The sequence below is a fragment of the Pseudonocardia ailaonensis genome, assembly GCF_039531635.1.
Taxonomy (GTDB): Bacteria; Actinomycetota; Actinomycetes; order Mycobacteriales; family Pseudonocardiaceae; genus Pseudonocardia; species Pseudonocardia ailaonensis.
The window spans coordinates 1-17,985 of sequence record NZ_BAAAQK010000036.1; the positions used below are offsets into that span (position 1 = coordinate 1).

The window sequence follows — 17,985 nt, forward strand, 5'->3', positions numbered from 1 at the left end:
CAAAGGACACCCGCACACCATCACCGAACCCACCAAAGGGCCACAAGCTCAGGGGCGTCGTCGTTCTGTTGGTTACTCTACCGAGCTAGCCGCTCGGAGGCAACTCTCTTATGTTACGCGGTTGCCTTGGCCTGGTCAAGCGCCGAGTTCCCGCGCCGATCCGGATTTGCCCCGAGGGGCTCGGCCGAACCGATTTGCCGCCCGCCTGCGGTCTGACTCTGGGCCGGAGATTCCGTCCCGGTCTGTCGTGCTGACCGCCGTGGCGACGAGGAGAAAGTTACACACCGCGGTGAACGGGCCCGAAACCGGGGGGTGGGTTTACGGTGTTTGCCGAGGTCAAGGGCGGTTTTCTCGCCGCAGACCCTGATCGACCGCGCGGCGGTACGGCAGCGGCCCGGCACTCCCTGTCGGGAGAACCGGGCCGCTGAGGGATGGACGTGAGGGTCCCGGGACCGCCTCCGAAGGGTCCGAGAACAGGGGTGTGATCTCGGCTACCCCGCCCCGCTCGGCGCGTCGGAGGTGCGCTCAGACGCCGGCGACGCGTACGCCGGCGAGGTTGCGCTTGCCGCGCCGGACGACGAGCCATCCCCCGGCCAGGACGTCCCCGGCGGACGGGGACCACTCCTCGTCCGGGACCTTGGAGTTGTTCACGTACGCACCGCCCTCCTTCACGACCCGGCGGGCCGCACCGCGCGACTCGACCAGCCCCGTGTCGACGAGCAGATCGAGGATCGTCGCTCCCCCGTCGAGGCCGATGTCCGCACGCGGGACCTCGGCCAGCGCGGCGGTGAGCGTCCCGGCGTCGAGCTCCCCCAGCTCGCCCCTCCCGAACAGCGCCGACGAGGCCGCGATCACCTGGTCCGTGTGGTGCTGCCCGTGGACGAGGGTGGTGAGCTCGGAGGCCAGCCGCTTCTGGCCCGCTCGCAGATGGGGGCGTTCGGCCGTGTCCTCGTCCAGCCCGAGGATCTCCTCCCGGGAGAGGAAGGTGAACAGCCGCAGGTAGCGGCCCACGTCCGCGTCGGCCACGTTCACGAAGTACTGGTACCAGGCGTAGGGCGAGGTCAGCTCGGGATCGAGCCAGATGTTGCCGCCACCCGTGGACTTCCCGAACTTGCGGCCCTCGGAGTCCGTGACGAGCGGGGTCGTGAGCGCATGGGCGCTGCCCCCGTCGACGCGCCGGATCAGGTCCGCTCCGCCGACGATGTTGCCCCACTGGTCCGAGCCGCCGATCTGCAGCCGGCATCCGTGGCGTCGGTAGAGCTCGAGGTAGTCCTGCGACTGGAGCAGCAGGTAGCTGAACTCCGTGTAGGACAGCCCGTCCGTGGCGAGCCGGCGCTTCACCGTCTCCCGGCCCAGCATGACGTTGACCGAGAAGTGCTTGCCGACGTCCCGCAGGAACTCCAGCACCCCCTGCCCGCCGGTCCAGTCCAGGTTGTTCGCGATCAGCGCGCCGGTGGGCGAGTCGTCGAACGTCACGAACCGCTCGAGCTGCCCGCGGATCTTCTCCGCCCACTCGGCCACGGTGTCGACGCTGTGCAGCGACCGCTCGCCGACGTCGCGGGGATCGCCGATCTGCCCGGTCGCCCCACCCGCGAGGACGATCGGCCGCGCCCCCGCCTCCTGGAAGCGGCGCAGGGACAGCAGCGGGACCAGGTGTCCGGCGTGCAGGCTCGACGCCGTCGGGTCGAACCCGGCGTACAGCGTGAGCGGCTCGGGACCTTCCAGGTCCTTGCGCAGGGCGTCGAGGTCCGTGCTCTGCGCGATGAGGCCGCGCCACTCCAGCTCGTCGAGGATGCTCACGGGTCGATTCTCACGGACGGCGCCCGGCGCGGGCCAGCGGGTTGTCCCCCGTTCCGGCGGCGGGTGCCCCCGGGCCGGTACGGGCTCACCTCCGGTGCCCCGTCGATCCAGAACCGCCAGGGCAGATCGGCCGCAGCCGCCACCCCGACCCGCGGCCCGCTGCGGACCCGCGACGCCGGCACCGGCGCCCCCGCGACGATCCGCACTGGCGAGGCCGGCGAGGTGACGTCCAGGCCGTTGTGCTCCCGGGCCAGCCCGAGGAGCGACGCCAGCCGGGCCGGTCCCTTCGCGAGGTCCACGTCGCGACGTGCGGTGGGGCGGCGCACCCGCGCGATCCCGGGATCGGAGACGACCTCGCCGGCCCGCAGCAGCACCGCCCCCGACTCCCCGTCGCCGAGGCAGGTGACGTTGGCGCAGAAATGCATCCCGTACACGAAGTAGACGTAGAGGTGACCGGCCGGGCCGAACATCACGGCGTTGCGCGGGGTCCGGCCCCGGAAGCTGTGCGACGCCGGGTCGTCCGCCCCGCGGTAGGCCTCCACCTCCACGAGCCGGACCGCCACGACGCCGTCCGGGGTGTCCGCCTCGACCGTGCAGCCCAGCAGCCGCCTGGCGGCGGGGAGCACGTCGCCGGAGAGCGTGGCCCGGTCGATCAGCACGCGGCCGATGCTACGGCCGCCCACGACGGGTGCGCTCCCGCACCCTCGGGGGCCACCGGGGGCGCGCGGGGCGCTCACAGCTCAGGCGGTGGTCCAGGCCCGGTGGTCGGCGGAGGTGAGGCGGACCTGGTCGAGCTGCTCCGCCACCCGGACACCGGCGGTGCCGCCGCGGGCGTCCCGGGAGGCGATGGAGCCCTCGACCGTGAGGACCTCCCGGACCACGGGGGTGAGCGCGGGGTGCACCGCGGCCAGCTCCTCGTCCGTCAGGTCCTCGAGGCCGACGCCCCGGGACTCGGCCGCGCGCACGCAGCCGCCCGCGGCCTCGTGGGCCACGCGGAACGGGATGCCCTCGCGCACGAGCCATTCGGCGATGTCCGTGGCCAGGGTGAAGCCCGCGGGCGCGAGCTCGGCGAGGCGCTCGGTGTGGAACACCAGCGTCTCGACCATGCCCGCGACGGCCGGGAGCAACAGCTCGAGCTGCTCGGCGGAGTCGAACAGCGGCTCCTTGTCCTCCTGCAGATCCCGGTTGTAGGCGAGCGGGAGGCCCTTCAGCGTGGCCATCAGCCCGGCGAGGTTGCCGATCAGCCGGCCGGCCTTGCCGCGCGCGAGCTCCGCGACGTCCGGGTTCTTCTTCTGCGGCATGATCGAGCTGCCGGTGGAGAACGCGTCGTCGAGCGTGACGTAGGAGAACTCCGCGGTGGCCCAGAGGATGACCTCCTCGGACAGCCGCGACAGGTCCACCCCGATCATGGCCAGCACGAAGCCCGCCTCGGCGGCGAAGTCCCGCGCCGCGGTGCCGTCGATCGAGTTCTCGGCGGACGAGTCGAAGCCCAGCTCCGCGGCGACCGCCTCCGGGTCCAGGCCGAGCGAGGACCCGGCGAGGGCGCCCGATCCGTAGGGCGAGACCGCGGCGCGGCGGTCCCAGTCCCGCAGCCGGTCCACGTCCCGCAACAGGGCCTGGGCGTGCGCGGCCAGCTGGTGAGAGAGCAGGACCGGCTGGGCGTGCTGGAGGTGGGTGCGGCCCGGCATGGGGGCGCTCGGGTACGCGGTGGCCTGGGTGACCAGCGCGTCCACGACGTCGAGGACCCCTGCCGCGATCCGGCGGGCCGCGTCGCGCAGCCACATCCGGAACAGGGTGGCGACCTGGTCGTTCCGGGACCGGCCGGCGCGCAGCTTGCCGCCCAGGTCCGGGCCCGCCCGCTCGATCAGCCCGCGTTCCAGGGCGGAGTGCACGTCCTCGTCCGCCGGTGCCGGGGCGAAGGAGCCCGACTCGACGTCCGCGGCGAGCTTGGTGAGCGCCTCGAGCATGCCGTCGAGCTCGGCCTCGGTGAGCAGCCCGGCCCGGTGCAGGACGCGGGCGTGGGCCTTCGAGCCGCGGATGTCGTAGGGCGCGAGGCGCCAGTCGAAGTGCGTGGACTTGGACAGCGCGGCCAGCGCGTCCGCCGGGCCGCCGCTGAACCGTCCGCCCCAGAGAGCAGAGCCGCTCATCAGTCGTTGCCCTCTTCGAGCGCGGCCTCGTCGAGCGAGGAGCCGTGGTCCGGCTCGCCCTCGGCGGTGGCGATCCGGTCGAAGCCGCCCGACGGCAGCTCCCCGAACAGCGTGCCGTGCTCGACGAGGACGGTGCCCTGCTCCATCGGCTGCCCGGCGTAGGCCTCGAGCTTGGCGCGGGAGTCCGCGATGTCGAGGTTGCGCATGGTGAGCTGCCCGATCCGGTCCGTGGGGCCGAAGGCCGCGTTCTCCACGCGCTCCATGGACAGCCGCTCCGGGTGGTAGGAGAACCCGCTGCCCTGGGTGTCGAGGATCGAGTAGTCGTCCCCGCGGCGCAGGCGCAGCGTGACGGTGCCGGTGACCAGCGAGGCGATCCAGCGCTGCACGGACTCGCGGACCATCAGCGCCTGCGGGTCCAGCCAGCGGCCCTCGTAGAGCAGCCGGCCGAGCTTGCGGCCCTCGTTGTGGTAGTTCGCGACCGTGTCCTCGTTGTGGATCGCGTTGATCAGCCGCTCGTAGGCGATGAACAGCAGCGCCATGCCGGGGGCCTCGTAGATGCCGCGCGACTTGGCCTCGATGATCCGGTTCTCGATCTGGTCCGACATGCCGAGGCCGTGCCGGCCGCCGATCCCGTTGGCCGCCAGCACCAGGGCGACGTTGTCGGAGAACCGCTCGCCGTTGATCGCGACCGGGTAGCCGGCCTCGAAGGAGATCGCGACGTCCTCGGTCTCGATCGCCACGGACGGGTCCCAGAACTTGACGCCCATGATCGGCTCGACGGTCTCCAGGGACACGTCGAGGTGCTCGAGGGTCTTGGCCTCGTGCGTGGCGCCCCAGATGTTGGCGTCCGTGGAGTAGGCCTTCTCGGCCGAGTCCCGGTACGGCAGGCCGTGGGCGGTGAGCCAGCGGCTCATCTCGTCCCGCCCGCCGAGCTCCTCGACGAAGTCCGCGTCGAGCCACGGCTTGTAGATGCGCAGCTCGGGGTTCGCGAGCAGGCCGTAGCGGTAGAACCGCTCGATGTCGTTGCCCTTGAAGGTCGAGCCGTCGCCCCAGATGTTCACCTCGTCCGCCTGCATGGCGCGGACCAGCAGGGTGCCGGTGACGGCACGGCCCAGCGGCGTGGTGTTGAAGTAGGTGCGGCCGCCGGAGCGGATGTGGAAGGCGCCGCACGCGAGCGCGGCGAGCCCCTCCTCGACGAGCTGCGGCTTGATGTCCACCGCGCGGGCGATCTCGGCGCCGTACTGCTTGGCGCGGGTGGGCACCCCGGAGATGTCCGCCTCGTCGTACTGGCCGAGGTCGGCCGTGTAGGTGCAGGGGATCCCGCCCTTGTCGCGCATCCAGGCGACCGCCACCGAGGTGTCGAGGCCCCCGGAGAACGCGATGCCGATGCGCTCGCCCTTGGGGAGGGAGGTCAGGACCTTGCTCACGGGATGGATGCTCCTCGGGTGTCGGTGCGGTCAGTGCGGTCGGACGAACGCAGGTTCTGCAGTTGGGAGGCGAGCTCGGCCCCGGTCAGCGGCTCACGGGCGACGACGACGACCGTGTCGTCCCCCGCGATCGTGCCGACGACCGAGTGCAGCGCCGCGCGGTCCAGCGCACTCGCAAGGTAGTGGGCCGCCCCTGGCGGCGTGCGCAGGACCGCCAGGTTGCCGCTCGCGTCCGCGGACACGAGCAGCTCCCCCAGCAGCCGGGCCAGCCGCGTCGTCCCGCCCTCGACGCCGCGCACCGGGCTGCCGTCCTCCGGGATCACGTAGACGGGCTGGCCGCCGTCCGCGCCGCGGAGCTTGACGGCGCCGAGCTCGTCGAGGTCCCGGGACAGCGTGGCCTGGGTGGTGCCGATGCCCTCGTGCTCGAGCAGGACGAGCAGCTCGACCTGGCTGTGCACCGCCTGGTGGGCGACGAGGTCGATGATCCGCGCCTGGCGGGCGACCCGGTTCGCGGCGCCCCGTGCCTCGGTCATGGCGTGCCCCGGTCGTGGGTGGTCCGGATCATGGGGTCGGCCTCACGCGCGGACCGGGTCCAGGAGCCACGCGAGCAGCGCCTTCTGGGCGTGCAGCCGGTTCTCGGCCTCCGCCCAGACGGCGCTGGCCGGGCCGTCCATGACCTCGTCCGTGATCTCGTCCCCGCGGTGCGCGGGCAGGCAGTGCAGCACGATCGCGCCCTCGTTCGCCCTGGCCAGCAGCGCGGAGTCGATGCGGTAGGGCCGGAACGGGGCCGCGCGGTCCAGCCCGTCCGCCTCCTGCCCCATCGAGACCCAGGTGTCCGTGACGAGCACGTCCGCACCCTCGGCCGCGGCCTGCGGGTCCGTGATGAGCTCCGCGGAGCCGCCGGTGCGGGCGCCGTGCGCCTTGGCGTCCTGGACGACGGCCGGGTCCGGCTGGAACCCCGACGGCGCGCTGATCCGCACGTGCATCCCGGCGAGCGTGCCGCCGAGCAGCAGCGAGTGGGCCATGTTGTTGGCGCCGTCGCCCAGGTAGGTCAGCGTGAGCCCGGCGGTGCGGCCGAGGCGCTCGTGGATCGTCTGCAGGTCGGCGAGGACCTGGCAGGGGTGGAACTCGTCCGTGAGCGCGTTGACGACGGGGACCTTCGACACCGAGGCCATGGCCTCGATGCGCTCCTGGCCCGACGTCCGCCACACCACGGCGTCGACGAAGCCCGACAGCACCCGGGAGGTGTCCTCGATCGTCTCGCCGCGGCCGAGCTGGCTGCTGCCCGCGTCGATGATCAGCGGCTGGCCGCCGAGCTGGGTGATCCCCACCTCGAACGAGATCCGGGTGCGGGTGGACGACTTGTCGAAGATCACCGCGACCGGCCGCGGCCCGACGAGCGGGAGGTGGGCGAAGCGGTCCGCCTTCATCTCCTTCGCCAGCGCCAGGACCTCGGCCTGCTCGTCGGGCGACAGGTCGTCGTCGCGGAGGAAGTGCCGGACCATCACACGCTCCCGAGGATGCCCGGCAGGTCGGCCAGGAACGCCTGCGCCTGCGCCTCGCCGAGGACCAGTGGCGGGGCCAGCCGGACCCGGTCCGGGACGGCGTTGTTGACCAGGTAGCCGGCGGCGCGGGCCGCGGCCACGACGTCCGCCGAGACGGGCCTCGCGAGCCCCACACCAATCAGCAGACCGGCGCCGGAGACGTCCGTGACCAGCGGGTGCCCGAGGCCCTCGATGCCGGCGACGATCTCCTTGCCGAGCCGGTCCACGTGCTCGAGCAGGTTGTCGTTCTCCACGGTGGCCAGCACCGCCAGCGCAGCGGCGCAGCTCACCGGGTTGCCCCCGAAGGTGGTGCCGTGCTGCCCCGGCTCGAGCAGGGCCGCGGCCGGCCCGATGCCGATGCACGCGCCAATCGGGAGCCCGCCGCCGAGGCCCTTGGCGAGGGTGACCACGTCCGGCACGATGCCGGCGGCCTGGTGGGCGAACCACGCGCCGGTGCGGCCGATGCCGGTCTGCACCTCGTCGAGCACGAGCAGGGCGCCGTGGCGGGCGGTGATCTCCCGGGCCGCCGCGAGATAGCCCTCCCGCGGCACGATCACGCCGAACTCGCCGAGGATCGGCTCGAGGAACACCGCGGCGGTGGTCTCGTCGACCGCCGCCTCCAGCGCCGCCACGTCGCCGAACGGGATGTGCTCGACGCCCGGGGGCATCGGCTCGAACGGGGTGCGCTTGGCGGGCTGACCGGTCAGCGCCAGCGAGCCCATGGTGCGGCCGTGGAAAGCGCCCTCGCAGGCGATGATCGTCGGCCGGCCGGTCCGCCGCGCGATCTTGAACGCGGCCTCGTTGGCCTCGGCGCCGGAGTTGCAGAACAGCGCGCGGGCCGAGTCCTGGCCGATCAGCGCCGTGAGCTTCTCGGCGAGCTGCAGCGCGGGCTCGTTGATGAACAGGTTCGTGGTGTGCTGCAGCGTGGAGACCTGCCGGGTGACGGCTTCCACGAGCGCCGGATGGGCATATCCCAGCGAGTTCACCGCGATGCCGGCGAGGAGGTCGACGTACTCGCGGCCCTCGGAGTCCCACACCACCGCGCCCTCGCCGCGCACCAGGGTGAGCGGCGGGGTGCCGTAGTTGTTCATGAGCGCGCGCTGCCACCGCTCGGCGTTGTTCGCGGAGTTGTTCGTGGACTCGCTCATGACGGCACCACCATCGTTCCGACACCCTCGCTGGTGAAGACCTCGAGCAGCACCGAGTGCGGCACCCGCCCGTCGATCACGTGTGCTTGCGGGACCCCGCCCTGCACGGCGCGCAGGCAGGCCTCCATCTTGGGCGCCATCCCGCTCTCGAGCTGCGGGAGCATCGGCTCCAGCTCGGCGGCGGTGAGCTCCGAGATGATCGACTCGGGGTCGGGGTAGTTCGCGTAGAGGCCCTCGACATCGGTCAGCACCACGAGCTTCGCGGCCCCGAGAGCAGCCGCCAGCGCGGCGGCCGCGCTGTCGGCGTTGATGTTGTAGACCTGGCCCGCCGCGTCCGGGGCGACGCCGGCAACCACGGGGATCCGGCCTGCCGCCACGATGTCGAGCACCGCCGCGGGACTGACCTCCACCACGTCCCCGACCAGGCCGATGTCGACCTCCTCGCCGCCGACGAGCGCGGTGCGCTTCTCGGCGCGGAAGAGCCCGGCGTCCTCACCGGAGAGGCCGACCGCGTAGGGGCCGTGCTGGTTGATCAGGCCGACGAGCTCGCGGCCGACCTGGCCCACGAGCACCATCCGGACGATGTCGATCGTCTCGGGCGTGGTGACCCGCAGGCCGCCGCGGAACTCCCCCGGCAACCCGAGCCGCGTGAGCATCGCGCTGATCTGCGGGCCACCGCCGTGGACGACGACGGGGCGGATGCCGGCGAGCCGCAGGAACATCATGTCCTGCGCGAACGCCTGCTTGAGCTCCTCGTCGATCATGGCGTTGCCGCCGTACTTGATCACGACGATCTTGCCGTGGAAGCGCTCCAGCCAGGGCAGCGCCTCGGCGAGGACCGCCGCCTTCTCGCCCGCACGAGTCAGACGGTCAAGAGGAGTAGGCACTGTTCTCCTCCACGTACGCGTGCGAGAGGTCGGTGGTGAGGATCTCGGCCTCGCCGGACCCGAGGCCGAGCGCGACCTCGACGAGGATGTCCTCGCCGGACAGGTCCGCCCCCTCGCGGTCCGCGGCGGCGACGCCGCCCTGGCAGAGCAGGACGCCGTTGATCGTGACGTCGAGCCGGTCCGGGTCCAGCTCCGCGTCGGCGTAGCCGGCGGCCGCCGCGATCCGGCCCCAGTTGGGGTCCGAGCCGAACAGCGCGGTCTTGACCAGCGAGTCCCGCGCGACGGTCCGGGCGACCACCACGGCGTCGTCCTCCGAGGCCGCGCCGGTGACCCGGATCGTGGCCCGCTTGGTGACGCCCTCGGCGTCGGCCTGCATCTGGCGCGCCAGGTCCTTGGCGACCTCGGTGAGCGCCGCGGCCAGCTCCTCCTCGGACGGCGTGACGCCGGAGGCCCCGGAGGCCATGACGATCACGGTGTCGTTGGTGGACATCGAGCCGTCGATGTCGAGCCGGTCGAAGCTCACCCGGACCGCGGCCCGCAGCGCGCGCTCCAGGACCTCGGACGAGGCGACCGCGTCCGTGGTCAGGACCGACAGCATCGTGGCCATGGAGGGCGCGATCATGCCGGCGCCCTTGGTGATCCCGCCCGCGGACCAGCCCTCGCGCACGGCGAGCGCCTCCTTGGGGCGGGTGTCGGTCGTCATGATCGCGGTGGCCGCCGCGAGGCCCGCCTCGGGCGAGGCCTCCAGCGCGCCTGCCGCCTTCTCGACCCCGGCCAGCAGGGTCTCCCGCGGGAGCTGCGCGCCGATCAGGCCGGTGGAGCAGATCGCGACGTCGATCGCGCCCACCCCGAGCATCTCGGCCGCCTTCTCGGCGGTGGCGTGGGCGGTCTGGAAGCCCTGCGGGCCGGTGCACGCGTTGGCACCACCGGAGTTCAGGACGACCGCGCGCAGGGTCCCGGTGGTCATGACCTGCTGGGACCACAGGACCGGCGCGGCCTTCACCTTGTTCCGGGTGAACACGGCGGCGGCGGAATCGGAGGGCCCGTCGTTGACCACGAGCGCGAGGTCCGGCCGGCCGCTGACCTTGATCCCGGCCGCGAGTCCGGCGGCCCGGAACCCCTGGGGGTGGGTGATGCCCCGCGCTGATGGTTCGCTCACACGTTCGCTCACGGCGCGATTCCCGTCGTCGGCAGGCCGGTGGTCTCGGGCAGGCCCAGCGCGATGTTCATGCACTGGATCGCACCGCCCGCGGTGCCCTTGGCCAGGTTGTCGATCGCGCCGATCACGACCAGCCGCCGCGCGTCCGCATCCACGGCGACCTGCAGCTGGACGGTGTTGGCGCCCAGCGTGGCCTTGGTGGTGGGCCACTGCCCCTCGGGCAGCAACGTGACGAACGGCTCGGCGGCGTAGGCCTTCTCGTAGACCTCGCGCGCGTCGGCCCCGTCCCCCGTCAGGGGGGCGGTGCAGGTGGCGAGGATGCCGCGCGGGAGCGGCGCGAGGACGGGCGTGAAGCTCACGGAGACCGGCCGACCGGACACCGCCGACAGGTTCTGGGCGATCTCCGGCGTGTGCCGGTGGGCGCCCCCCACCCCGTATGCGGACAGCGACCCCATGACCTCGGCGCCGAGAAGGTGCGGCTTGAGCGACCTGCCCGCGCCGGAGGTCCCGGTCACGGCGGTGATCACCACGTTCGGCTCCACGATCCCGGCCGCCAGGGCCGGGACCAGGGCGAGCGACGACACCGTCGGGAAACAGCCGGGCACCGCGACCCGGGTGGTGCCCCGCAACGCGTCCCGCGCGCCGGGGAGCTCGGGCAGGCCGTAGGGCCAGTGGCCGGCGTGCTCGCCGCCGTACCAGCGCTCCCAGGCACCGCCGTCCTGCAGTCGGTGGTCGGCCCCGCAGTCCACGACCAGGGTCGACTCCCCCAGCTGCGCCGCGATCTCCGCCGACTTCCCGTGCGGGAGGGCGAGGAAGACCACGTCGTGCCCCGCGAGCACCTCCGCCGTGCTCTCCCCGAGCACACGGTCGGCCAGCGGCGACAGGTGCGGCTGGAACTCGCCCAGTCGCCTCCCGGCGTTGCCTCCCGCCGTCAGCGCACCGATCTCCACCTCGGGATGGGCCAGGAGGAGACGCAACAGCTCTCCCCCGGCATACCCACTGGCTCCTGCCACCGCGATCCGTACCACGCGGATGATTATGCAGACCGCTGCAACCTCATGCAACGGGGTTCGGGCGTTAGTCTCGCCTCATGACCCCACTGGTGGACGCGCTGCGGTCCGCCCTCGCCCGCGAGGCGGACCCGGATGCGGCCCCCACCATGCAGGCGTACATGAAGTCGACCATGCCCTTCCGCGGGGTGCCGCAGCCGGTCCGGGCCCGGATCCTGCGCGAGTGCGTGCAGGCCTCGCCGCCGCCGGGGCCGGGTGCGCTGGCCGCCGTGGCCGAGGCGTTGTGGGACGGCGCGGAGTTCCGCGAGGAGCGCTACCTCGCGACCGCCCTGTGCGGCTTCCGCGGCTACGCGCGCTGGCCGGACGCCGACTGGCTGCCCCGCTACCGGCACTGGCTGGTCAGCGGGGCCTGGTGGGACCACGTGGACGAGATCTCGTCCCGGCTCGTCGGGCCGGTCCTGAGGGCCGATCGCGGCGCCGTCACCCCGGTCGTGCGGCAGTGGGCGACCGACCCGGATCCCTGGCTGCGCCGCGCGTCGATCATCTGCCAGCTGATGTCCAAGGAGGACACGGACCTCGACCTGCTGACGGACGCGATCGAGGCCAGCCTCAAGGACGACGGCTTCTTCCTGCGCAAGGGGATCGGCTGGGCGCTGCGCCAGCACGCCCGCACCGACCCCCTGTGGGTGCGGGAGTTCGTCGAGGCCCATCCGGAGCTCTCCCCGCTCTCCCGCAAGGAAGCCCTCAAGCATCTGTAGGGGCGAGGGCCGCCTTGCTCATCCCCTGCCCCATCGCCCGGCGGCCGACCTGCCGCGGGAGCAGCCGCATCAGCGTGCTCGACGCGCGGTACATCCGGCTGGGTACGGACACCACCCGCCCGCGGTCGAACGCGGCGAGCGCCTCGGCGACGACCGGCGCCGCGGCCCGTGCGCCGGGGGCGGTGTCCATCGACATGCCCGCGGCACCGGCGAACTCGGTGTGGACGGGCCCCGGGCACACCGCCCCGACCCGGACCCCGGTGCCGCGCAGCTCCTCGGAGAGCGCCTCCGCGAACGTGACGAGGAACGCCTTGGTGGCGCTGTAGGTGGCCATCCACGGCGTCGGCACCAGGCCCGAGACCGACGAGACGAGCAGCACGCCGCCCCGTCCCCGCTCGACCATGCCCGGGACGAGCGCCCGGGCGAGCTCGACGTTCACCTGCACGTTCAGGGTGATCATCGCGGCGAGCTCGGTCGGCGGCGCGTCGGCGAACGGCCCGAGCCTGCCCCGGCCGGCGTTGGCGACGAGCAGCTCGACCGGCCCGTGCTCCGCCGCGGCCAGGGCGACGGCCTCGGCCGCCCCCGGCTCGCCCAGGTCCTGGACGAGCGGGACGACCGACTCCCCGAGCTCCTCGCGCAGGGCGGCGAGCCGGTCGGCGCGCCGGGCGACGGCCAGCACCCGCTGCCCGCGGCCCACGAGCGCGCGGACGAACTCCTCGCCGAGCCCCGACGAGGCCCCGGTCACCACAGTGATCGACATGAGGTCCTGCTCGGTGATCCACTGCACCGCGTTACCGCGCGGTCACGCTTCGAGGTGCGGCCCTTCGGGGAAGAGCAGGATCCGGCCCGATCGCACGTCGGCCAGGGGGACCCATCCGACCGGGTCACCACTGTCCAGGACCACGAGATCGTCCCGGTCGTAGAGCCCGGCGTCCCGCAGCCGGGCCGAGAACATCAGGACGACCTCGTGCCCCGGCGCCGCGTTCCAGGTGAAGATGTTCTCGACCACGCCGAGGGACCGGACGTCGTCGAGCTCGGCGCCGAGCTCCTCGCGGAACTCGCGGCGCAACGCCTGCTCCCCGGTCTCGCCGAAGTCGACCCCGCCGCCGAGGAGCCGGTAGAACTCCCGGCCGTCGGACGGGTCGCTGCCGAGCGAGGCCAGCATCTCGTCGCCGCGGCGGACCACGGCCATCGCCGACACCCTGATCGTCCCCACCACGAGGAGCCTAGGGGGGCTAGGCCGCCGCCGGGCGGCGGCCGAGCCGGTCGCCGAGCCGGGCGGCCGCGACGAACGACAGCACGAGCATCGCGACGAACAGCAGCCCGATCAGGAACACGCCGCCGTCGACGGCCGGACTGCCGACCTCGCCGGCCTGCTTGCGCGCCGAGCCGCTGAGGAAGGGCACGATCAGCAGGACCACCGCGCCGAGCGCGACCTCGAGCGCCACCACCCGCGGGAAGTGCCGCAGGGTCAGCCGCAGCAGCGACGCGCCGTCGGGCTCCGCGCGACGGACACGGGCGATCCGCGGCAGCAGCGACAGCTGGTTGAGCGCCCCGGCGACGAGCATCGCCAGCACGAGCACCAGCTTGACCAGCAGGAACCGCCCGTACACCGTGGTCACGAGCTCGGCCGGGCTGCCCACGTGCATCCAGAGCAGCCAGAGCCCGGACACGAGCAGGACCCCGACGGCGGCCATCGCGATCGTGCTGAACCGGGCCCAGACGGCGGCCCACACGTCCCCCGTGCCGACCCGCCGGACCGCGACCGCCAGGCCCGCGAGCAGTGCCAGACCGCCCAGCCAGGAGGTCGCGCCGAGCACGTGCAGCTGGGTGAACACGCCGCCGAGGAGCTTGCCGGCGTCCCCACCGGCCGTCGGGATCCCCTCGATCAGGGTCCCGGCCACGGCCAGCACCGCCGCGGTCCCGGCGACGGCGCGCACCCGCGGGCGGACCGCCGGGACCAGCAGGCTCGCCAGCACCAGGCCGGCGACCGCGTGGAGCGCGAACTGGACGGTCGTGAGACCGCCGAGCGCGCCGCCGACGTTCCCCAGCGCCGCGCCGAACGAGACCTTGCCCGCCTTGGCCACGGTGCCCGCCAGCTGGAGCCAGAGCGCCACCACCAGGACGGGACCGAGGATCCCGAGGCCGATCGCGGCCCGGCGGGCGACCACCGGGGCCGCGTCGGGTCCGTGCCGCAGGGCCGGGGCCACCGCGAGCACATAGGTGCCCGCGCCGCCGGTCACGCCGCACAGGGCGGCGAAGTAGAGGAACTCGGTGAGCACCCGCCACACCGCCGGCGGGGGTGGGGGCGCCGTCGCGTCGGCCGCCAGGATGGTTGAAGCGAGAAACATAAGTGGTGAAGCTAGCCTCACCTCATCTTTGCTGAGACTCCACTGAGAAATGTGCCACACCCAAACGGGACGAGCGGGACACAACCCCCCGGCCGTAACGTCGCCCCGGCACACCCGAACTCTCAAGCAGCAGAAACGGGAGGGCCGATGACGACCGCGGAGATCGCCGTACCCGCCTCACCACGCGCGCTCCCGACCGTGCTCCGGCGGCTGCCGTTCACCACCGCCGTGACCGTCGTCATGATCGTCGCGGGGATCGCGACGGGCGCCTTCTGGCGGGCTGCCGAGGACCAGCCCTGGTACCCGTGGGTGGCCTACGGCGTCCCGTCGCTCGTCGAGGGCCGCTGGTGGACGCTGTTCTCCGGGCCGTTCTTCGCGGTCGTGCCGCTGTTCTACGTCGCGATGACCGGCAGCTTCGTGCTGCTCGTGGGCTACAGCGAGTGGCGGATCGGGACCCGGCTGGCGGCGGCCGCCGCGGTGATCGGGCAGCTCGTCGGGATCCTGGCGGCGCTCGGGTTCCTGCTGGCGGTGCGCGGGATCGGCTGGGAGTGGGCGGACCGGACGGCCGGACTGCTCGACGTCGGGTTCTCCGCGGGTTCGCTCGCGGCGGTGGCCGTGACCAGCGCGACCCTGCGCCCGCCCTGGCGGCTGCGGCTGCGGCTCGCGCTGGGCCTGTACGTGCTGGCCTCCGCCGTCTACCTCGGCACGCTCGCCGATCTCGAGCACCTCGTGTCGGTCGGGATCGCGCTCGCGGTGGGGCCGAGGATCGTCCGGGCCAGGCTCGGGATCCCGCGGCCCGGGCGGCCGAGCCGGCGCGAGTGGCGGCTCCTGGCGGTGTTCCTGCTGGTCCTGATGGCGGCCGGGTCCGTGCTGGCGTTCGCGCTGCCGGGCGACGGACCGCTCGGCGCGACCGGGGACGACGAGACCTCGTGGATCGACGTCGTCATCACGCTGGTGTTCACCGCGTTGCTGGTCAACGGCCTGCGCAAGGGGCACCGGGTCGCCTGGCGGTGGGCGGTCGGGCTGTCCGGGCTGAACCTGTTCCTGGGTGTGCTCGTGCTGGTCGTGGTGATCATCGCGGCGACGCTCGACGGGGACGTGCAGATCGACGCGCCCGGCATGTTCGTCGCCGACCGGCTCGCCTGGACCGTGCTGTTCGTGCTGCTCGTGGTGGGTCGGCGGGCCTGGCGCGTGCCGTCGCGGCGGAAACGGAAGGCGACGGGCGGGGTCACCGACCGCGACACCGCCGTCGCGCTGCTGGAGCGCAACGGCGGCGGCAGCGTGTCCTGGATGGCCACCTGGCCGGACAACCAGTGGTTCGTGACGCCGGACGGTGCCGCGTGCGTGGCCTGGCAGCCGCATGCCGGCGTCGCCGTCGGGCTCGGCGACCCGATCGGGCCGTCGCCGGGGTCCGCGCTGACCGAGTTCGGCCGCCGCAGCGAGACCGCCGGGCTGGTCGCCTGCCTGTTCTCGGCGTCGGACGCGATGGCGCGCCAGGCCCGCGAGCACGGCTGGCTCACCGCGCAGGTGGCCGAGGACACCCTGATCGACCTGCCGGACCTCGAGTTCCGGGGCAAGGCCTGGCAGGACGTGCGTTCCGCGCTGAACAAGGCGGGCAAGCAGGGCATCACGTTCCGGCTCGTCACCCTGGCCGAGGAGAAGTACTCGGTGGTGTCGCAGGTGCGCGAGATCTCCGAGCAGTGGGTCGGCGAGAAGGGGCTGCCCGAGATGGGCTTCACCCTGGGCGGGGTCGACGAGGCCCTCGACCCGCACGTCAAGGTCGGGATCGCGCAGGACGCGGAGGGCGTGATCCACGGGGTGACGTCGTGGATGCCCGTGTACGCCGAGGACGGCGTCGTGCGGGGACGGACGCTCGACGTGATGCGGCGGCGGGAGGGCGGGTTCCGGCCCGTCGTCGAGTTCATGATCGCCTCCGCCTGCCTGGCCTTCCGCGAGGACGGGGCCACGGTCGTCTCGTTGTCCGGGGCACCCCTGGCCCGCACCGACGGAGACGGCGACACCGCGGCCCTCGACCGGATGCTCGACACCCTGGGTGCCCGGCTCGAGCCGCTCTACGGCTTCCGCTCGCTGCACGCGTTCAAGGCGAAGTTCCAGCCGCGGTACGAGCCGATGCACCTCGTGTACCGGGACGAGGCGGACCTGCCGCGGATCGGGATCGCGCTGACGAGGGCGTACCTGCCGGAGTCCTCGACGCGCGACCTGCTCCGGCTGGCCCGCGCGACCTGACTTTCCCCGAAACGCCACGGGCGGCAGGGGCCGGATCGTAGGTTCCGGGGGTGCGACGCCTGGTGCTCCCGTTCCTGCTGTGTGTGCTGCTGGCCGTGGGATCGGGCTGTGCGGTCGCGGTACCCGGGCGGGCGGTCGCGGAGCCGACGGCCGGGGCGGGCGGGTCCGGCGCGGGCGGGTCCGGGATCACGGGCGGGTCCGGGACCACGGGCGCGACGGGCGCGGGCGGCAACGCGGCCGGCCGGGGTGGAACCCCGGCGGCCGTCCCGCCCGCAGCGGCGGACGGCCGGGCGGGTGGGACCGCCGACGCGGCGGCGTCCCGGCCCACGCTCGTCCCGGACGTCCTCCCCGACGAGTGCCTCCTCGACGCCGCCGGTTTCGCGCGGCTGCTCGGCGTCCCCGTCGCCACCCCCGCCACCGGAGGCACCCCGCGCAGCTGCACCACCAGCGCCCTGCACGGCACCCCACGCGCACTCGCGTCGATCAACGTCTACCGCGCCGAGCCGGCACCCGTCGTGCGCAGCGGCCGGGCGCTGGCCGGGGTGGGGGACGCGGCGGCCGTCGTCGACACCGGCTCGGGACCGACACTCCAGGTCGCCACCGGCCGCTACCTGGTGACCCTCGCCGTCACCGAGGTCTCCCCCACCGACGAGCGATGGGCCGAGGCGGGCCGGGCGCTCGTCGCGCGGATCGGCGGGGCGGCCCTCGCGGAGCCGGCGCGGTGATCGCTAATCTCCGGCGCATGACGGACCCCGCCACCCGCACCGACGGGCCCGATGTCGAGGGCCTCGATCCCGCGGAGACCGAGAAGGGCGCGGCCGAGCGGCTCTCGTTCTTCTCCGACGCCGTCGTCGCCATCGCGATCACGCTGCTGGCGATCGAGCTGGAGGTGCCCCGGGGCGACACGTTCGCCGAGCTCGCGCACGGGTTCGCCGAGAACTGGGGCGAGTACCTGGCGTTCCTGATCAGCTTCGCCGTGATCGCCCGGCACTGGATCAGCCACCATCGGCTGTTCCGCTACGTCGGCCGCGCCACCATGTCGGTGGTCTGGCTCAACATGCTGTGGCTGCTGATGATCGTGATCACGCCGTTCCTGACCCGGCTGATCTCCGAGGACCACGTCGACTTCCCGCGGTTCACGTTCTACGCCATGGGGCAGCTGATCCAGGTCGTGGCGTTCGCCGCGCTGATCCGGCAGCTGGGCCGCACGGGTGGCTTCCTGCCCGGCACACCGGCCCCGCTGGTGCGCCGCGGCTGGATCCCGTCGTTGGGCATCGCGGTGGGCTTCCTGATCTCGATCCCGCTGTTCCTGCTGGTGGGCCCCTGGGCCTTCGCCTGCTGGGCCGTCATCCCTTGGATCAGCGACAAGCTGACCGACCACTTCGGCTGGACGAGGAACATGACCGACCTCTAGCAGGCCGCATTATGGAACCATAACGCGATTTCCGGACCCGTTCTCGAGCGTTATGGTTCCATAACGCGAATTTCCGGCCCGTTCTCGAGCGTT

General features: G+C 73.2%; 17 protein-coding genes. 4 read left to right on the top strand and 13 right to left on the bottom strand.

Annotated elements, in window-relative coordinates; genetic code table 11:
* Window positions 1-525 precede the first annotated feature (525 nt).
* The 10 genes from tyrS to argC all read right to left on the bottom strand — a co-directional run bounded on the left by tyrS (window position 526) and on the right by argC (window position 11,131).
* Entirely contained in the window at window positions 526-1,800 is a 1,275-nt protein-coding gene (tyrS, locus tag ABD324_RS36625) for a tyrosine--tRNA ligase (RefSeq protein WP_344428334.1), read from the bottom strand.
* The gene (locus ABD324_RS36630; RefSeq protein ID WP_344428423.1) at window positions 1,797-2,453 is read right to left on the bottom strand and encodes a DNA-3-methyladenine glycosylase; all 657 of its coding nucleotides are present in this window, start codon (window positions 2,451-2,453) and stop codon (window positions 1,797-1,799) included. Before ABD324_RS36630 ends, tyrS begins: the two co-directional genes overlap by 4 nt.
* 87 nt (window positions 2,454-2,540) lie before the next feature.
* A complete protein-coding gene (gene argH, locus ABD324_RS36635) occupies window positions 2,541-3,947 on the bottom strand; it encodes an argininosuccinate lyase (protein ID WP_344428337.1) in 1,407 nt (468 codons plus the stop codon).
* Window positions 3,947-5,374, bottom strand: coding sequence for an argininosuccinate synthase (gene argG, locus ABD324_RS36640; RefSeq protein WP_344428340.1), 1,428 nt, complete (start codon window positions 5,372-5,374; stop codon window positions 3,947-3,949). The genes argH and argG overlap by 1 nt, the downstream gene beginning before the upstream one ends.
* A complete protein-coding gene (locus ABD324_RS36645; protein WP_344428343.1) occupies window positions 5,371-5,907 on the bottom strand; it encodes an arginine repressor in 537 nt (178 codons plus the stop codon). Before ABD324_RS36645 ends, argG begins: the two co-directional genes overlap by 4 nt.
* 42 nt (window positions 5,908-5,949) lie before the next feature.
* On the bottom strand, window positions 5,950-6,879 hold the full coding sequence (gene argF, locus ABD324_RS36650; RefSeq protein WP_344428346.1) for an ornithine carbamoyltransferase: 930 nt from the start codon (window positions 6,877-6,879) through the stop codon (window positions 5,950-5,952).
* Window positions 6,879-8,066: an acetylornithine transaminase gene (locus tag ABD324_RS36655; protein WP_344428349.1), complete on the bottom strand. Its 1,188-nt coding sequence runs from the start codon at window positions 8,064-8,066 to the stop codon at window positions 6,879-6,881. The genes argF and ABD324_RS36655 overlap by 1 nt, the downstream gene beginning before the upstream one ends.
* Entirely contained in the window at window positions 8,063-8,953 is an 891-nt protein-coding gene (gene argB, locus ABD324_RS36660) for an acetylglutamate kinase (protein WP_344428351.1), read from the bottom strand. The genes ABD324_RS36655 and argB overlap by 4 nt, the downstream gene beginning before the upstream one ends.
* On the bottom strand, window positions 8,937-10,124 hold the full coding sequence (gene argJ / locus ABD324_RS36665; RefSeq protein ID WP_344428353.1) for a bifunctional glutamate N-acetyltransferase/amino-acid acetyltransferase ArgJ: 1,188 nt from the start codon (window positions 10,122-10,124) through the stop codon (window positions 8,937-8,939). The genes argB and argJ overlap by 17 nt, the downstream gene beginning before the upstream one ends.
* Complete coding sequence (gene argC, locus ABD324_RS36670) at window positions 10,121-11,131, bottom strand: N-acetyl-gamma-glutamyl-phosphate reductase (protein WP_425565984.1); 1,011 nt, start codon at window positions 11,129-11,131, stop codon at window positions 10,121-10,123. Before argC ends, argJ begins: the two co-directional genes overlap by 4 nt.
* 71 nt (window positions 11,132-11,202) lie before the next feature.
* Between argC and ABD324_RS36675 the strand changes: the two genes are divergently transcribed.
* Complete coding sequence (locus ABD324_RS36675; protein WP_344428355.1) at window positions 11,203-11,880, top strand: DNA alkylation repair protein; 678 nt, start codon at window positions 11,203-11,205, stop codon at window positions 11,878-11,880.
* Here the strand turns inward: ABD324_RS36675 and ABD324_RS36680 are convergent.
* From ABD324_RS36680 to ABD324_RS36690, 3 genes are read right to left on the bottom strand one after another with little or no spacing between them, the layout of a single operon-like run.
* Window positions 11,867-12,640, bottom strand: a complete 774-nt coding sequence (locus ABD324_RS36680; RefSeq protein WP_344428361.1) for an SDR family NAD(P)-dependent oxidoreductase — start codon at window positions 12,638-12,640, stop codon at window positions 11,867-11,869. The genes ABD324_RS36675 and ABD324_RS36680 overlap by 14 nt on opposite strands.
* A gap of 42 nt (window positions 12,641-12,682) precedes the next feature.
* A complete protein-coding gene (locus ABD324_RS36685) occupies window positions 12,683-13,096 on the bottom strand; it encodes an NUDIX hydrolase (protein WP_344428364.1) in 414 nt (137 codons plus the stop codon).
* 19 nt (window positions 13,097-13,115) lie between these two features.
* A complete protein-coding gene (locus ABD324_RS36690) occupies window positions 13,116-14,231 on the bottom strand; it encodes a CopD family protein (RefSeq protein WP_344428367.1) in 1,116 nt (371 codons plus the stop codon).
* Between the two features lie 147 nt (window positions 14,232-14,378).
* On the opposite strand from ABD324_RS36690, the gene ABD324_RS36695 reads away from it, so the two are divergent.
* Genes ABD324_RS36695 through ABD324_RS36705 form a run of 3 tightly spaced genes read left to right on the top strand, consistent with a single transcriptional unit; the run spans window position 14,379 to window position 17,892 of the window.
* The gene (locus ABD324_RS36695) at window positions 14,379-16,478 is read left to right on the top strand and encodes a bifunctional lysylphosphatidylglycerol flippase/synthetase MprF (RefSeq protein WP_344428369.1); all 2,100 of its coding nucleotides are present in this window, start codon (window positions 14,379-14,381) and stop codon (window positions 16,476-16,478) included.
* A gap of 50 nt (window positions 16,479-16,528) precedes the next feature.
* Window positions 16,529-17,203, top strand: coding sequence for a hypothetical protein (locus ABD324_RS36700; RefSeq protein ID WP_344428372.1), 675 nt, complete (start codon window positions 16,529-16,531; stop codon window positions 17,201-17,203).
* Between the two features lie 17 nt (window positions 17,204-17,220).
* Window positions 17,221-17,892 (top strand): TMEM175 family protein, encoded by a 672-nt coding sequence (locus tag ABD324_RS36705; protein ID WP_344428375.1) that lies wholly within the window; start codon window positions 17,221-17,223, stop codon window positions 17,890-17,892.
* Window positions 17,893-17,985 lie beyond the last annotated feature (93 nt).

Bases quoted from the DNA above. Each gene is read 5' to 3' on its own strand.
- argH (WP_344428337.1), bottom strand. From the start codon at position 3,947: ATGAGCGGCTCTGCTCTCTGGGGCGGACGGTTCAGCGGCGGCCCGGCG.
- ABD324_RS36680 (WP_344428361.1), bottom strand. From the start codon at position 12,640: ATGTCGATCACTGTGGTGACCGGGGCCTCGTCGGGGCTCGGCGAGGAG.
- ABD324_RS36705 (WP_344428375.1), top strand. From the start codon at position 17,221: ATGACGGACCCCGCCACCCGCACCGACGGGCCCGATGTCGAGGGCCTC.
- ABD324_RS36645 (WP_344428343.1), bottom strand. From the start codon at position 5,907: ATGACCGAGGCACGGGGCGCCGCGAACCGGGTCGCCCGCCAGGCGCGG.
- ABD324_RS36690 (WP_344428367.1), bottom strand. From the start codon at position 14,231: ATGTTTCTCGCTTCAACCATCCTGGCGGCCGACGCGACGGCGCCCCCA.
- ABD324_RS36675 (WP_344428355.1), top strand. From the start codon at position 11,203: ATGACCCCACTGGTGGACGCGCTGCGGTCCGCCCTCGCCCGCGAGGCG.
- argF (WP_344428346.1), bottom strand. From the start codon at position 6,879: ATGGTCCGGCACTTCCTCCGCGACGACGACCTGTCGCCCGACGAGCAG.
- ABD324_RS36655 (WP_344428349.1), bottom strand. From the start codon at position 8,066: ATGAGCGAGTCCACGAACAACTCCGCGAACAACGCCGAGCGGTGGCAG.
- ABD324_RS36695 (WP_344428369.1), top strand. From the start codon at position 14,379: ATGACGACCGCGGAGATCGCCGTACCCGCCTCACCACGCGCGCTCCCG.